General features: G+C 65.2%; 16 protein-coding genes and 1 pseudogene. 13 read left to right on the top strand and 4 right to left on the bottom strand.

The features are described 5' to 3' along the window. Together Q9R22_RS09500 and Q9R22_RS09495 are read right to left on the bottom strand one after the other, a co-directional pair. A partial coding sequence (locus tag Q9R22_RS09500; protein WP_311254179.1) for a DDE-type integrase/transposase/recombinase occupies nucleotides 1-597 on the bottom strand: 597 nt, incomplete at its 3' end. Beyond that, nucleotides 594-899 carry a transposase gene (locus Q9R22_RS09495; RefSeq protein WP_311254178.1) on the bottom strand — a complete coding sequence of 102 codons (306 nt, stop codon included), beginning with the start codon at nucleotides 897-899 and terminating at the stop codon, nucleotides 594-596. The genes Q9R22_RS09495 and Q9R22_RS09500, both read right to left, overlap by 4 nt. Before the next feature lie 50 nt (nucleotides 900-949). Between Q9R22_RS09495 and Q9R22_RS09490 the strand changes: the two are divergent. The 9 genes and pseudogenes from Q9R22_RS09490 to Q9R22_RS09450 all read left to right on the top strand — a co-directional run. Further along, a pseudogene (locus Q9R22_RS09490) lies at nucleotides 950-1,384 on the top strand (transposase); the annotation flags it as partial. 205 nt (nucleotides 1,385-1,589) lie between these two features. Next, nucleotides 1,590-3,461 (top strand): P-loop NTPase fold protein, encoded by a 1,872-nt coding sequence (locus tag Q9R22_RS09485; protein WP_131333015.1) that lies wholly within the window; start codon nucleotides 1,590-1,592, stop codon nucleotides 3,459-3,461. Nucleotides 3,462-3,510: 49 nt separating this feature from the next. Then, nucleotides 3,511-4,254, top strand: a complete 744-nt coding sequence (qatB, locus tag Q9R22_RS09480) for a Qat anti-phage system associated protein QatB (RefSeq protein WP_207387830.1) — start codon at nucleotides 3,511-3,513, stop codon at nucleotides 4,252-4,254. Further along, entirely contained in the window at nucleotides 4,251-5,528 is a 1,278-nt protein-coding gene (gene qatC, locus Q9R22_RS09475) for a Qat anti-phage system QueC-like protein QatC (protein ID WP_131333013.1), read from the top strand. Before qatB ends, qatC begins: the two co-directional genes overlap by 4 nt. Further along, a complete protein-coding gene (gene qatD / locus Q9R22_RS09470; RefSeq protein ID WP_131333012.1) occupies nucleotides 5,525-6,268 on the top strand; it encodes a Qat anti-phage system TatD family nuclease QatD in 744 nt (247 codons plus the stop codon). The genes qatC and qatD overlap by 4 nt, the downstream gene beginning before the upstream one ends. A gap of 647 nt (nucleotides 6,269-6,915) precedes the next feature. Continuing rightward, on the top strand, nucleotides 6,916-7,350 hold the full coding sequence (locus tag Q9R22_RS09465) for a hypothetical protein (protein ID WP_207387829.1): 435 nt from the start codon (nucleotides 6,916-6,918) through the stop codon (nucleotides 7,348-7,350). Between the two features lie 131 nt (nucleotides 7,351-7,481). Further along, nucleotides 7,482-8,204 (top strand): lipoyl protein ligase domain-containing protein, encoded by a 723-nt coding sequence (locus tag Q9R22_RS09460; RefSeq protein ID WP_131333011.1) that lies wholly within the window; start codon nucleotides 7,482-7,484, stop codon nucleotides 8,202-8,204. 31 nt (nucleotides 8,205-8,235) lie between these two features. Continuing rightward, nucleotides 8,236-9,045: an SOS response-associated peptidase gene (locus Q9R22_RS09455; protein ID WP_131333010.1), complete on the top strand. Its 810-nt coding sequence runs from the start codon at nucleotides 8,236-8,238 to the stop codon at nucleotides 9,043-9,045. Between the two features lie 133 nt (nucleotides 9,046-9,178). Beyond that, nucleotides 9,179-9,625, top strand: a complete 447-nt coding sequence (locus Q9R22_RS09450) for a pyridoxamine 5'-phosphate oxidase family protein (RefSeq protein ID WP_098055514.1) — start codon at nucleotides 9,179-9,181, stop codon at nucleotides 9,623-9,625. Nucleotides 9,626-9,880: 255 nt separating this feature from the next. Here Q9R22_RS09450 and Q9R22_RS09445 read toward each other — a convergent pair whose 3' ends face one another. Continuing rightward, nucleotides 9,881-10,387: a GNAT family N-acetyltransferase gene (locus tag Q9R22_RS09445; RefSeq protein WP_231885618.1), complete on the bottom strand. Its 507-nt coding sequence runs from the start codon at nucleotides 10,385-10,387 to the stop codon at nucleotides 9,881-9,883. Nucleotides 10,388-10,598: 211 nt separating this feature from the next. Between Q9R22_RS09445 and Q9R22_RS09440 the strand changes: the two genes are divergently transcribed. Together Q9R22_RS09440 and Q9R22_RS09435 are read left to right on the top strand one after the other, a co-directional pair. Beyond that, entirely contained in the window at nucleotides 10,599-11,918 is a 1,320-nt protein-coding gene (locus Q9R22_RS09440; protein ID WP_131333009.1) for a M20/M25/M40 family metallo-hydrolase, read from the top strand. 155 nt (nucleotides 11,919-12,073) lie between these two features. After that, nucleotides 12,074-13,258, top strand: coding sequence for an acyl-CoA dehydrogenase family protein (locus tag Q9R22_RS09435; RefSeq protein ID WP_131333008.1), 1,185 nt, complete (start codon nucleotides 12,074-12,076; stop codon nucleotides 13,256-13,258). A gap of 13 nt (nucleotides 13,259-13,271) precedes the next feature. Here Q9R22_RS09435 and Q9R22_RS09430 read toward each other — a convergent pair whose 3' ends face one another. After that, entirely contained in the window at nucleotides 13,272-13,469 is a 198-nt protein-coding gene (locus Q9R22_RS09430; protein ID WP_094067061.1) for a DUF5703 family protein, read from the bottom strand. An 87-nt stretch (nucleotides 13,470-13,556) separates the two neighbouring features. On the opposite strand from Q9R22_RS09430, the gene Q9R22_RS09425 reads away from it, so the two are divergent. Then, the gene (locus Q9R22_RS09425) at nucleotides 13,557-13,934 is read left to right on the top strand and encodes a primosomal protein (protein WP_131333007.1); all 378 of its coding nucleotides are present in this window, start codon (nucleotides 13,557-13,559) and stop codon (nucleotides 13,932-13,934) included. A gap of 124 nt (nucleotides 13,935-14,058) precedes the next feature. After that, nucleotides 14,059-14,892 (top strand): undecaprenyl-diphosphate phosphatase, encoded by an 834-nt coding sequence (locus Q9R22_RS09420; RefSeq protein WP_131333006.1) that lies wholly within the window; start codon nucleotides 14,059-14,061, stop codon nucleotides 14,890-14,892. Nucleotides 14,893-14,920: the final 28 nt, after the last annotated feature.

Raw genomic sequence — 14,920 nt, 5'->3', positions numbered from 1 at the left:
GCGGTCGCTGTGAACAATGCACCCGGCCACATCAGCCCCGGTCCGTCGGCGGTTGGCGATCGCATTATTCAGGGCCCTGACGGCCAGTGAGGCCTTCATCCTGTTGTCGATGCTGTAGCCGATGATCCGGCGTGAACAGGCGTCCTTGATCGCACACAAGTAGAGCTGGCCCTCACCGGTGTGGTGCTCGGTGATGTCGGTCAGCCAGACCTGGTTGAGGGTCTTCACCGTGCTGAACTGCCGGCGCACCAGGTCATCGTGGACCGGTGGCCCGGGGCGGGTGCTTTTGCCCTTCTTGCGCTTGCTGATCACCGAGAACACTCCTTGGAAGTGGCAGAGCCGCCAGGCGGTGCGGTGGGCCATCTTCACCCCGGCGTCCTCCTCAGCAGTGTCGGCCAGATAGCGGTATCCGAACTCTGGGTCATCGCGGTGGGCATCGATCAGGGCGTTGAGCCGGTGAGCCTCTTCCCATTCCTGGTCCGTCACGGGGTTGGCCAGCCACCGGTAGTAGGGCTGGCGGGCGATCTTCAGCACCCGGCACGTCACCGAGACGGGAACACCGTCTTCGGCGAGATCGCTGACGAGCGGGTACTTCATTTTGACGGGATCTGGGCCTGGCCGAAGTAGGCAGCGGCCCGGCGCATCACCTCCAGCTCCTGTTCCAGTGCCCGGTTACGCCGACGCAGCCGGCGGAGTTCTTCGCGCTCATCAGTGGTGGCGCCAGGCTTGCGATCAGCGGACTTGCCGGCATCGAGGTCAGCTTGGCGCAGCCACTTATGCAGGGTGCCTTCGTGGATGCCGAAATCAGCGGCGATCTGACCGATCGTGGTGTTCTCATCCCGGTTCTGCGCGAGCCGGATGACATCGTCACGGAACTCTCTGGGGTAGGGCTTGGGCATGATGACAATCCTTCCAGGCCAACCATCGGCTAGCCAGATCAATTGTCACCTATCCCTGCATCAGCCCCATGCTTCACTCCGTCTACGACCAGCCCGACGCCGACGCCGTCCACGCCCAATTCGACCGGCTCCTGGACTACGTCGACGGGAAACTCCCCGACGCGCACGAGCACCTCGATACCGCACGAGCGGACATCCTCGCGTTCACCGGGTTCCCCGAAGGGCTCTGGCAGCAGATCTGGTCCAACAACCCCAACGAGCGCCTCAACCGCGAGATCCGCCGTCGCACCGACTCCGTCGGCATCTTCCCGAACCGCGACGCGATCATCCGCCTCGTCGGCGCCGTCCTCGCCGAGCAGACCGACGAATGGGCCGAAGGACGCCGCTACCTCGGCCTCGACATCCTCGCCAAAAGCAGACTCACCCTCGTCGCCGACAACGACCCCGAGGAGGTGACCGACAACAACCTCGAACTCAGCGCCTAACCCCTCAAACCGAAGGACCGAGCGCTACACCACCACCGGGGACTTGACCCTACGCCGCAGGCTCTCCAAAATGTCTGCCCACGTCTGGACACGCTGCCGAGGACTACGCGCAACCCGGCTTCCCAGGCGTTGCCCATGGGAGAATGACAGAACAGTCAGGCTCAGGTGACCGATCGGAGCAGCCAACACGAGGAAGTAGCCGAGTATGTGGACCGACAACGAGACCGATCGCGACTTCCTCAACTTCGAAGGCGTCGCAGATACCATCGCCGAAGTCATCGTCAGCGCCGACGGTCGGCCTGCATCGATCGGGGTGTCCGGCGCCTGGGGTGTCGGCAAGTCTTCGATGATCAAGCTGACCAAGACATCACTCGCAAAGCATCAACCAAGGCAAGGACCGAATAAATTCGTCTTCGTAGAATTCAACGCGTGGCTGTACCAGGGATATGACGACGCACGTGCAGCACTCCTTGAAGTGATTGCTAACAAGCTCGAAGCCGAGGCAGAAGCCCGCAAAACAGGTATCGACAAGGCCAAGGACTTCCTCTCACGTGTGCGATGGTTCCGCCTCGCCAAGCTGGTTGCGCTGCCTGCAGCGTCGATGGCGTTGGGGCTTCCACCCGTGGGACTTGCGGGCGAAATCGCTGGCACGATCAAGGAGGCAACGTCTGGCAATCTGACTAATGAAGGGCTGGAGTCTCTTGGCGAGCAGGCATCAGCCACAGCAGGCGCTGCGGCAGCTTTGGTAAAGCCGAAGGAAGCAGTCTCACCGCCGAAGGAGATTCAAGCCCTTCGCGATTCGTTCGAAGATGCGATCGAAGCGCTCGACATCACGCTCGTAGTGCTCATCGACGATCTGGATCGATGCATGCCAGACACAACGATATCGACGCTGGAAGCCATTCGTCTCTTCTTGTTCCTTGATCACACAGCCTTCGTCATCGCTGCTGACGACAACATGATCAAGTACGCCGTCAAGAAGCACTTCGGAGGGCTCGACGACGACGAACTAATCACCAACTACTTCGACAAGCTCGTACAGATACCTATTCGCGTGCCAGCGCTGGGAACACAAGAAGTTCGCGCCTATCTAATGATGCTGTTCATCGAGAACAGCGATCTTGACCAGACGCAGAAGGATCAGCTTCGGACGTCGATTGCGGGTCAGCTCCGAGAGTCTTGGAAGGGCAAGCGCGTCGATCGGTCATTCGTTAGTAGCTGCGGGGTTGACTTGAAGCCTGCGCTGCTTGCTCGGCTTGAAACAGCGGAGCGGCTTGCCCCGCTGATGACTACCTCTGAGCGGATCGCAGGAAATCCGCGGTTAATCAAGCGATTCCTCAATGCACTTTCGATCCGTATGACAATCTCGACCGCTCAAGGCGTAGGCGTGGACGAAGCGGTTCTGGCGAAACTACTCCTGTTCGAGCGCTTGGCTTCGCCCGCGGCATACGCAGCATTGACGGCCGCGGTGAATGCCGACCCAGATGGAAAGCCTCAGATCCTGACTCCGTGGGAAGACGCGGCCACGAAGGAGGAGGAGTTCGAGCCCGACGAGGCATGGGACGAAGCGTTCGTTCGCGAGTGGCTGGCCCTCCCTCCGGCGCTCGGCCAGGTCGACCTTCGTGGCGCGCTCTACGTCGGACGCGAGCATGCTCCCTTGGTCACAGCATCGGATCGTCTCTCGTCAGCGGCGGCCGATCTGCTTCGAGCGCTTCTCGAGGACCCCCAGGAATCGAACGCTCTCGTTACTCGACTCGCCGCGTTGCCTCGAACCGAGCTGTCGATCATGATGGATCGAGTGCTTGCACGTGCTCGTCAGGTCCAAGAGTGGGGCGCTCCGCCAATCTTGGATGCCTGCATTGCTCTAGCTACCGCCGACCCAAACCAGGGCCGAAGCCTTGCGGGATTTCTCATCGAGCGGCCTGGCAAACAGATTCAGGCAAGCATCGTGCCGAAGATCGAGTCAGAGCCTTGGGCCGCCGACGTGTTCAAACACTGGGCTGGCGCCACGGATGTCGAGGGTCCTGTAAAGACGGTCATTGAGGGGAGGTCGAAGAGTGGGAACGTCGCAAAGTAGCACTGGACCTGGCGCCGGGGTCGCCCTCGTCCCGCCGTGGGCCGACGATGTGCCCTCAGACGATCCCGCTGACTCCAGCACCGACAACGCCCCCGACGATCCCGACCGGCCACGGCCGCAGGAAGCACCCCCTGCACGGTTCAGAGATACTCGCCGAAGTCTCACAAGCTATGCCCGCAACGGAGACAGCAGAGACCTGCGCCGGGCGCTCAGCCACTATGTGAGAAGCGGCTACGGCGGCACCACGACCATGACGCGCCGACTCGGCGCAACGGCCGTTACCGCCGGTCGGCTGGGCACGATGTTCCAGTCCGGTCGAACACCGGACGGGACATCGCTCCGTGACGCAGCTCTGGCTAATGGAAGTGACGCGAACGCCGTACTCGACGCGATCGTTGACGCCGCAAGTCCCGCGGATGGAACGCAGGACAAGGAAGCCTCACGCGTCTCCATCCGTAACGCGCTATCCGATCTTCTTGTCAGGTTCCCCGATGCGGACCTCTTCGCGCTGACCGAAGCACAGAGAAACTACGTGATCGAACGCTATGCGGCTTTTGACGTGTATGCGCGGTTCTGCCTTGACTTGCAGAAGACTGTGCTGGACAAAGCTCCCGATGCGGTCACAGGGATGCGCCGGCTGCGATACATCCGCGAGTTCATATCGGAACAGGTCTCGGCATCTTTCCGCAGAATCCGCGACGAAGACGCGCCTCCGACAACCCGGAGCATCGCTCAACTTACCCGTGCTGCGCTCCGCGAGACGCTGGCAGTTTTCGAGGAGTACACATCATGAAGTACCTCAGCGTTCCGAAGCTGGAGGGAGCCGATCGAGGCGGCGACCAGACGCCCATTCTGCTGTTCGGACGCGGCGGAGCTGGCGACGTACTTACGGCGGGATGGTCTGCTGCCGAGAGGATTCGCCGACAGAAGCTGATGCCGGATGCTGCTGCCTGGGATCTGCTCGCCATTGCCCTCTCAGTCGTTGTCGCAGACGGGACGACGTTGCGAAGCGCGAGTCCAGACGGATGGACCCGACAGATCGACCTTGAGATCGCGTTGAGCGACCCGGATCGATGGACTCCCTACGCTGACGCGATAGGCACAGCGTTGAGGTTTCTTACCACCGACCTTTGGACCATCTCGTTTCGAGACGGCGGAACGATCCCGGCCCCGCCTAAGAAGCCTCGATACCCGACGAGTGAGGCCGTTGCTCTTCTGTCTGGCGGCCTCGACTCGTTGATCGGAGCGATCGACCTCACTGCGTCGGGAACGACACTCCTCGCCGTCAGTCAAACGGTGCGTGGAGATGCGGCAAAGCAAGACCGGTTCGCTCAGCGGATTGGCGGGGGTATCGATCACCTACAGCTCAACCACAACGCAAGCACACCCCGCGGGCAGAAGGAGACCTCACAACGCTCCCGCTCGCTGATCTTCTTGGCATTCGCAGTATTGGCCGCGACCGCCACACGTCGCTATGCCTACGGCCACCCGGTACCGCTCTACGTGTGCGAGAACGGCTTCATTGCGATCAATCCGCCGCTGACGGCCGCGCGTGTGGGAAGCCTCAGTACTCGAACTGCGCATCCCGAGTTCCTGGGGCGGATGCAAAGCATCTTCGAGGCCGTAGGACTCAACATCCAGATCAAGAACCCGTACGCGGAAAAGACCAAAGGCGAGATGCTTCGTGAATGTCTCGACCAAGACCTGCTTTCGATCGAGGCGCCGTTGTCGACAAGCTGTGGTCGATTCCAGCGCTTCAACTACAAACATTGCGGGCGATGCGTCCCATGCCAGATTCGACGCGCATCGTTCGAGGCATGGGGGCGCCCGGACCCAACTGAGTACGTGTACGACAACCTTGCTATCCAAGACGAGGACCATGCGGCCTTCGATGACGTGCGCTCCGTAGCCATCGCGCTGCTCACGATCGAGCAGGACGGCTTTGACCGTTGGCTCGGACCGACTCTCAGTTCCCCACTCATTCACAACCGACTCGAACTTCGAGACATGCTCCAGCGTGGCTTTGGGGAACTGCGGACAATCCACGAGAGATACGGCCTGGTGTGATCGACTTCCACTGCCACCTTGATCTTTACCAATCGCCACATGCCGTAGCCGATGAGAGTCAGCGCCGCGGTGTCGGTCTGCTTTCGGTAACCACGACGCCCTCCGCGTGGAACGGCACCGCGAGGCTCGCCGAAGGACTATCTGCGATCCGCACTGCGATTGGCTTGCACCCTCAACTCGCGGGACAGCGGAAGCATGAACTAGCGCTCTTCGACAAGTACCTGGCGAGCACGCCCTTCGTTGGCGAAGTGGGCCTAGACGGGTCACCTGAGTGCCGCACCTTCTGGGAAGACCAGTTGGAGATCTTCGATCACGTGCTTCAAGCATGTAGCGCTGACAACGAAAAGATCATCTCGATCCACAGTCGCAGAGCAGCCAAAGATGTACTTGATCAGCTCGACTGCTACGAGCAGATCAAGACTCCGGTGCTCCACTGGTTCTCAGGCTCACATTCACAGTTGGAACGTGCGATCGGGCGCGGGTGCTGGTTTAGCGTGGGCCCGGCGATGCTGGCTGGCGCGAAAGGCAGGGACCTGGTTGTAGGTATGCCCGACGACAAGATTTTGCTTGAGACCGACGGGCCGTTCGCGCAGGTTCGGCGTCAGGGACTGAACCCATGGGATATCACAACGGCCCTCGGCCCGATCGCGGATCTATGGGACGTGACTAAGCACGAGGCCCAGCAACGGATCGAAGCCAATGAGCGGGCTCTTCTCGCTCCTATCGTAGACGTGCTGTAAGTGGACCACTGAGCTGACCAACACCGTGCAAAACGTGGCTTTCTGGCGACACCAAGAGAAAAGAGACCCCTGCCCAGCGGCGGTCAGTGCCCATAGCTTGGTACCTTGGGGGCCAGACGGTCGTGGAATCAAGCGCTTTCGCCATGACCGGTTGCCACGTAGGCTGATGTTCTCGGTTCCACTTGGATTCCGAAGCGTGCGGCTTCGCTGCTGTCGTCCGACTGCGTTCGACGCGGGGGAGTGGCACGTAGAGGGCACGAGTCCGACCTAGCCACTGAAAATCGCAAGATTCCGGGGGACCTGACGAGGACTGGGACTTCTGAGTCACTGAGCGCCCGCCCTCCCGGAGAGCGTTCCGAGGCCCGGATCCGCACGGTGTATGCGGGCCCGGGGGCGGGTTGGGTAGGAGTGTGCGGGAAACAAGGCCATGGAATGAAGAGCGGGTGGCGCGCGGGTGCGTCCCCCAATGTGCGGCTGTCATCACGTGGCCGCTGTTCCTAGGCTGGAGCCGCAAGGGGAGAGGTTTCCCGCCAACCCTCAGGCGTTCCGGGGGGAACGCCGGGTTGGTGGGGGCACGATCGACAACCGTGAAGAACTGCACAGTCATGCACTCGCCACGGGAGATCTTCGTAGGGGGCTTGAACGTGATGCGCGCAAAATCGTCCGTCAAATCAGTGCTCTCGGTCGCCGAGCTGGGCACGCTCAACCAGCTCATGCGCGGTGCCGGCACGGTGGAACCGTTCGAACGTGAACTGGTGTCCCGCGTGTTCGTGGGTGCTCGTGCGTGGCTGCAGGAACAGGAAGAGGGCGCGGAACTCACCCGTGACCAGCGCAAACGGTGGAACGCCGCCGTGCGCTACGTCAATCGCTACGTCTCACGCGGCGGTGTGGCCATGTCGTGGCGGGTGCTGCGTTCCTTGGGCAACTCCACGGATCTGCTCGCGAACCACCACGTGCTCAAGACCGCGATGGTAGCTGCCGCCGCTCACGGTCCGGTCACCGCGGCCGAGGAGAGCCGCATGGCCACTGCGCTCATCACCCCGCCCCGTCCGGCCGCGCGGTTGACCACCTCCGCGGCGTGATGCTCCACACGTCGTCGACTTAACGCGTGCCACGTCCGGCCGGGTGAGCGAGGAGTTGTGGGGAACGGACCCGCCCGTGCCGCCGCGTCCGGGGTCCGAGCGGGCCCCGCTGCACTAGAGTTGGCGCCAGCATGAAACTCATACGTCAGCGCGAGTCCCTGGGCGCCGAACAGGACTACCGCCGCGCTCTGTCCATCCTCGACGCCGCGCGCGGTGGCGCCACCGAACCCGTGCTGCGCGTGTACCAACCGCGGCCCACGGTGGCCTTCGGTCGCCGCGAGGAACTCAACCCCGGGTTCCCCCGGGCCCGTCAGGCCGCGCTCGACGCCGCGTTCACCCCGCTCGTGCGCCGCGTGGGTGGCCGTGCGGCCGCGTACCACGGGGGTTGCTTGGTCATCGATCACGTGGAACCGGATCCGGATCCTAAGACGGGTATCCAGGACCGGTACCGCCTGTTCGGGGACATGGTGGTCGCAGCGCTCGAGGAACTCGAGATCCCGGCCCAGGTGGGAGAGATCCCGGGGGAGTACTGCGCGGGGGAGTACAGCGTGCACGCACCGGGGACAGCGGCGGATCCGAACCAACCGGTCAAACTCGCCGGTACCGCGCAGCGTGTCGTGGCCGGGGCGTGGTACTTCTCCACGGTGCTCGTGATCGAGGTAGCCGAGCCGTTGCGCAGCGTCCTGGAGGACGTGTATTCGTGCCTGGGTGTGTCGTGGGAACCGGCCACCGCCGGGTGCGTCGCGGACGTCCGACCGGGCACCACGGTCGCCGAGGTCGAGGCCGCGCTCATGAGCGTGTACGACCGGTACTCGTCCTACATGGGGTACGGCCCCGTGAGCGGATCGCGGTAGGGCCGACAACCCGTCACGGGAGGAGAACACCATGTGCGGTCGTTATGTGATCGCCCGGACCCCGGGCCAGCTCGCACTGCCCTTCGACGCGCAGGTCGACGACTCGATTGCCGGGGGCGTGGAACCCAACTGGAACGTGGCTCCCACGCACACGGTCCCGATCCTGCTCGAGCGGCTCTCACCGGACGGTCAGCTGCTCCCGGAGATCCACGCCGCGCGCTGGGGCCTCGTGCCCTCGTGGGCCAAGGAGCTGTCGATCGGGTCCAAGATGTTCAACGCCCGCTCGGAGACTGTGACCGAGAAACCGTCCTTCCGGGCCGCGGTCAAAGCCCGGCGCTGCGCGATCCCCGCGGACGGCTATTACGAGTGGAAGGCCCCGGAGTCCGGGCGCGGGAAGAAGCAACCGTACTTCGTGCACCCCGAGGACGGTTCTCCGATCTGGTTCGCCGGGATCTACGAGTGGTGGCACGTTCCCGACAACGCCGCGGACCTCGCGCGTGCCGAGCAGACCCGGCCGGGCAAGAACGCGCAGGACGACGCGGGCCGGTGGTTGCTCTCGTGTTCGATCCTCACGCGCGAGGCCCCGGACGCGCACGACGAGAACTCGCACCTCGCCGCGCTGGGAGCCCTGCACAACCGTTTGCCCATGGGCATGACCGAAGCGTTCGCGCGCGAATGGATCACCCCGGACAAGGACCACGCCCCGGAACTCGTGGACCGCGCGGTGGCCGGCGCGTTGGAGGTCGCCGCGCAGTGGCGCATGCATGCCGTGAGCACGGACGTGGGGTCGGTGAAGTCCCAGGGGGAGTACCTCGTGGAAGCCCTGCAGACCCTGCTGTAGCCGCAGCCGGAGGCGTGTCACAACCCCGGTGAATGTCCTCGGTGCGGCCCGCCGCACCGCAAGACCTCGGCCCTCTGCCTATGGTGGAGACGGTGCACCGACGCACCCACATCGACGATAACCGGGGGTAGACATGGTTGAACTGGGCAACACCCTGACCGATGACACGCGCTGGCTGATCGACTTCGTCCGCTCCGCCGGAGCCGGCGTGCTCGCGAGCAACAGCGGCACGGGATATCCCGAATCCGCGTACGTCCACGTGGCTGCCACGGACGACGGACACATCGTCTTCGGGACCAACACCAAGTCCCGGAAGTTCTCCAACATCACGTCCGACCCGCGCGTGTCCATGGTCGTGATGCGCGACGGCACGCACGAGGTGCAGCTCGAGGGAGAGGCCAGGGTCCTCGAAGGAGCCGACGCCGCTCCGGCCGGTCAGACGCTCGCGGCACAGCACCCGGGTGCGACCGACACGAACGATCCCGAGAACCTGCGGGTCCTGGACATCACGGTGCGTTGGGCCACGCGCACGGACGCATCCCAGGTCCCGCCGCGCAGCGACGAGCTCACGCTGCGCTGACGGGTTGCTGCCACGCTGACGGGTTCGCCCCTCGCTGTCGAACGACGGCGCGGGCGCGTCACGGAGGGGCGCCGGTGCGCTCGGCGGACGCCGATTCGTTCCACGACATGCAGTGCATCCATCCGCAGCAGGAGACCCGGGTCGCCTCAGGCGATCCGGGTCTCTTGCATCCGGTTCAGAACGGTTCGGTTCTGGGCGGGTCGGTCTTGGACGGCTCGGTTCCGGGCAGCTGCGTCCCGAACAGCCGCAGCACCGTCAGAGTTCGTCCTGCTCCGGGATCCAGCGGTTGAAGTCGAGCGTGAGGTAGAGCGCGAGCGCCGCCGAGTTGTCCTCCGGGATCCGCACGCACACCTCGTGATAGCCGTTCTCGTGCAGGGACGTCATGACCTGGCGCACGAGCTGCTCCGCCAAGCCGCGGCGGCGGTGCGAGGACGCCGTGAAAAGTTCGAACAGGTACGGCACGTCCGGCAGGTGCGGGTCATCGCGGCGCTCGAGCACGATGGCCGCGGCCACGGGGTTGCCGTCCTCGTCCTCGATCACCTGCGACTGTTCCTGCAGGAACGGGCCGAACTCACCCCGGAAGGCGTCTCGGACCGTGGTCTCCGCGTCCTCCTGCGTGCCCACGGTCCCGGACCCGTAGGCCTCCCGGAGTAACCGGGCGAGCGCGGCGGTGTCCTCGTCCGTCACGGAACGGCTCGTGGCCGTGAGCTCCCGGGGGGTCAGCTCCGTCCGCGCGATCAGCGTGATGGTTCCAGTCATCATGGCCTCCCATGGGTCATCGGTGCACACGGTAGTTCTTGCCCCTCAGGGTAACCGAGAAGACCCCGGTTTCCACGGGCGTACTACGGTGGAGGGGCAGGCCCGTCCGAGCCCCGGCCCACGGCACCGCGGTGGGCGCGAGCGGCGTCGTCGTCCCACGCGGGGACCGCAGCCCGGAGGCCACCGTCCGGCGTTAGTGAGGAGAGCGAGCACCATGACCGAGAACCCCCAGACCGATTCCACACCGGAGGGCGAGACCGCCCGGATCTGCCGCGAGTTGATCCGCTTCGACACGAGCAACTACGCGAGTGGCGAGGCCAAGGGCGAGCGTGCGGCGGCTGAGTACGTGGCCGAGCTGATCCACGAGGTGGGCCTCGAGGCCCAGTACTTCGAGTCCGCCCCGGGCCGCGCGAACGTGTTCACCCGTATCGAGGGCAAGGACCCGAGCGCGGACGCGCTGCTCGTGCACGGCCACCTGGACGTGGTCCCCGCCGCGGCGCAGGACTGGTCCTTGGACCCGTTCGCAGGGGAGGTGCGGGACGGGATGATCTGGGGCCGCGGCGCGGTGGACATGAAGGACATGGACGCCATGATGCTCTCGGTGCTGCGCCACATGCGCCGCACGGGAACCGTGCCCGAGCGGGACATCGTCTTCGGGTTTTTCGCGGACGAGGAAGCCGGGATGCGCTACGGCTCCAAGTGGATGGTGAGCGAACATCCCGAGGTCTTCGACGGTGTCACGGACGCACTGAGCGAGGTGGGCGGGTTCTCCGCGAACATCGGCGGCAAGCGGGCCTACCTGCTGCAGACCGCGGAGAAGGGCCTGCTGTGGTTGAAGCTCATCGCACAGGGCCAGGCCGGGCACGGCTCCGGGCTGCACGAGGACAACGCCGTGACGCATCTGTCCCGCGCCATGGCGAACATCGGGCAGTACACGTGGCCCGTGGAACTGACCAAGACCACCCGCGCGTTCCTGGACGAGGTCACCGAGCTGACCGGCGTGGAGTTCGATCCGGAGAACCCGCAGCGGCTGTTGCGCGAACTGGGGGATGTGGCCCGGTTCGTGGGGGCGACCCTGCAGAACACCTCGAACCCCACGATGCTCGACGGCGGGTACAAGACGAACGTGATCCCCGGGACCGCGCAGGGCACCGTGGACGTGCGGTTCCTGCCGGATCAGCGTGATCTGGTGATGGAGAAGCTCCAGGAGCTCGCGGGTGACAAGGTGCGCTTCGAGGCCGAGTTCGAGGACATCGGGCTGGAGGTCCCGTTCTCGGGCAACGTGGTGGACGCCATGGTGGACGCGCTGCAGGCCGAGGACCCCGACGCCGTGGTGCTGCCCTACATGCTCGGCGCGGGCACCGATAACAAGTCCCTGGCCACGCTCGGGATCACCGGCTACGGATTCGTCCCGCTGCAGCTGCCCCCGGAACTGGACTTCACGGGCATGTTCCACGGCGTGGACGAGCGCGTGCCCGTGACCTCGCTCGAGTTCGGTTCGCGTGTGCTGGACCGCTTGCTGCGCACGTACTGAGCCCCCCGCGCTCGCCGGCCCGAACGACGTCGGCCCCGCGTCGTACTGCCAAGTCCTAGCGACCTCGTGCATGCCCCACGCGACCGGACCCGCGCGACGCCGACCCGTCCTGCGTTCCGCCCCATTCCACCGGCCCGGCCACCGAAGGAGCCCCCATGACCGCCGTGACCGAACTGCTATCCGACGAGCTGCTCGCCGAGATCAGGGACCGCGCCGCCGCGACCGACCGCGACAATGCGTTCTTCGCCGAGGACTTCGATGCGCTGCGCGAGATCGGCTACCTGCGGATGCTCGTCCCGCGCGAGTTCGGCGGGCTGGGCTTCACGCTCGAGCAGGCCGCGCAGGCGCAGCGCCGCCTCGCCACGGCCGCACCGGCCACCGCGCTGGGGATCAACATGCACCACGTGATCGTGGGGATCGGCCACACCCTCCACCTGCGCGGGGACGATCGCGCGCAGCGGATCTTCCTCGACGCCGTGGCCGGGGAGGTCTTCGCGTTCGGGATCTCCGAGGCGGGCAACGATTCCGTCCTCTTCGACGCGACCACGAGCGCCGAGCCCGTGGCCGAGGGCTGGCGCCTGCACGGCACCAAGATCTTCACGTCCCTGTCCCCGCGCTGGACGCGCCTGCTCGTCCACGCCCGGGTCTCCGGGGACGACGACGCCGCACCCCTCGTCTTCGGGTTCCTCACTCGGGAGGACCACGGGTCCCCGGCGGAGGGGGTCACGGTGCGCGAGGACTGGGACGCGCTCGGGATGCGTGCCTCGCAGTCGTGCACCACGGTGCTGGACGGTGCGCTGCTGCGCACCGAGGACGTGCTCACCAGGACCCCTGCCGCGCCCAACCCGGACCCCGTGGTGTGGGGGATCTTCGGGTGCTTCGAACTGTTGCTCGCGGCGGTGTACACGGGGATCGCCGACCGCGCGATCGACGTGGCCGTGGAGATCACGACCACGAGGCGATCCCTGGCCAAGGACGCCCCGTACTCGGACGACCCGGACATCCGTCGGCACGTGGCCGGGGCCGGTGTGCTACGGGACGGGGTGGAACTGCAACTGCGGCAGTTGTGCGCGGACGTGGACGCCCTGGGCTCGGACCGGGAGCCGGCGCACGGGCCGCGGTGGTTCATCCTGTTCTCCGGGGTCAAGCACCGGGCCACGGAAGCCGCGCGCGCCGTGGTGGACCTGGCGCTGCGGGCGTCCGGGGGAGCGCAGTACCGGCGCGGTTCCGAGCTCGAGCGGCTCTACCGGGACGTGCTGGCGGGGATGTACCATCCCTCGGACGAGGAATCCGTTCACGCGGCCACGGCGAAATCCCTGCTGGGACCCGTCTCGTCCTGAGCGGATCCCAGGCTCAGAACGTGCGGTCCACCCGCATGATCCGCCGGCGCAGTACATAGCGGCGTTGGCCCCCGTAGAGCACCGCCGAGCGCATGAGTTCCCACTTGCCGTACTCGGTGTGTTCCCGCACCCGGCTGCGTGCCTCGGCGGGTTTCTCCCGCGGCGCCACCGTGAGCGAGAGGTACTCGTACCGGTCGTCGCGCCCGGTCATGGTGGGGTGACCGGATACCGAACTGTGCTTCAGACGTTGTTCTTTCATTGCTCCCATTCTGCTCCGATAACGGCTAACGTCTACACCATGAGCACCGATCCCCGCGCCGCGCTGCAAGCGCTCGTCAACGCCCTCGAAGAACACCTCGCCGCCGCGGCGAACCGCCGTTCGGACGACGATCCCACGGTGGACGGAGCCTACCTGGCCATCGCCAACACCTTCGAAGCCTACGAGGAAGCCCTCTACGACGCCTACGACGAGGTCACCCCGCTCACCGTCTTCGCCGAGGAGGACGACTCCGACGACGACCTCGACTACGACGACGAGGATGACGATGACGACGACGATCTTCTCGAGGACAACGAGATGATGGACGAGGATCTCATCGACGAGGACGACTACGACGATGACGACGACGAGAACGAGGGCCGTGATTCCTCGAACGGACGCCGTTCCGGGCGCTGACCCGGGGGATCGGATCACGTGAGCTGCGAAGGCCTCCGCCGCGGGCGGGGGCCTTCGTGCGTGTCCAGCGGCTTCCCAGGACGGGCCGGGAAGCACCTCAGAGGGGGTGCCGTACAGTTGTCGCGTGAACTGGATCGAAGCGATAATCCTGGGCCTCGTACAGGGGCTGACCGAATTCCTGCCGGTGTCCTCCTCCGCCCATTTGCGGATCGTGGGCGAGTTCCTGCCCAACGGGGCGGACCCCGGGGCCACCTTCACCGCGATCACCCAGCTGGGCACCGAGACCGCCGTGATCATCTTCTTCTGGCGGGACATCGTGCGCATCATCACGAAGTGGGCGCTGTCGTTGAGCGGCCGCGTGGACCGCAAGGACCCGGACGCCCGCATGGGGTGGTTCATCATCCTGGGTTCACTGCCCATTGCCGTGCTCGGTCTGTTGCTGCAGGACTACATCGAGACCCAGTTCCGCTCGCTGTGGATCACCGCGACCATGCTGATCGTCTTCGGTCTGTTCCTGGCGATCGCGGACTACATGGGCAAGCAGGAGCGTCACCTAGAGGACCTGACCGTCAAGCACGCCGTGGGCTTCGGTTTCGCCCAGGCGCTGGCACTGGTGCCCGGTGTCTCCCGCTCGGGTGGCACGATCACCGCGGGTCTGCTCATGGGCTACACCCGCGCGGCCGCGGCACGCTACGCGTTCCTGCTGGCCATTCCCGCGGTGTTCGCCTCCGGCCTGTACCAGCTGTACAAGGCGGTCAGCGGCGCTGAACCCGGCGGGGTCTACTCCCTGGGCCAGACCGCGGTGGCAACCTTGATCGCGTTCGGCGTGGGTTACCTGATCATCGGGTGGTTCATGCACTACATCTCGGAACGCAGTTACAACCTGTTCGTGTGGTACCGCATCCTGCTGGGTGCCGCGCTGTTCGTGATGCTCGGAACGGGGCTCATCAGCGCCTGATCAGCACCGCCCTCGACCCGTGACGTGC

The organism is Kocuria sp. PD6 (assembly GCF_031844145.1).
GTDB classification, from domain to species: domain Bacteria; phylum Actinomycetota; class Actinomycetes; order Actinomycetales; family Micrococcaceae; genus Kocuria; species Kocuria marina.
This window is presented reverse-complemented; position numbering and strand designations above follow the sequence as displayed.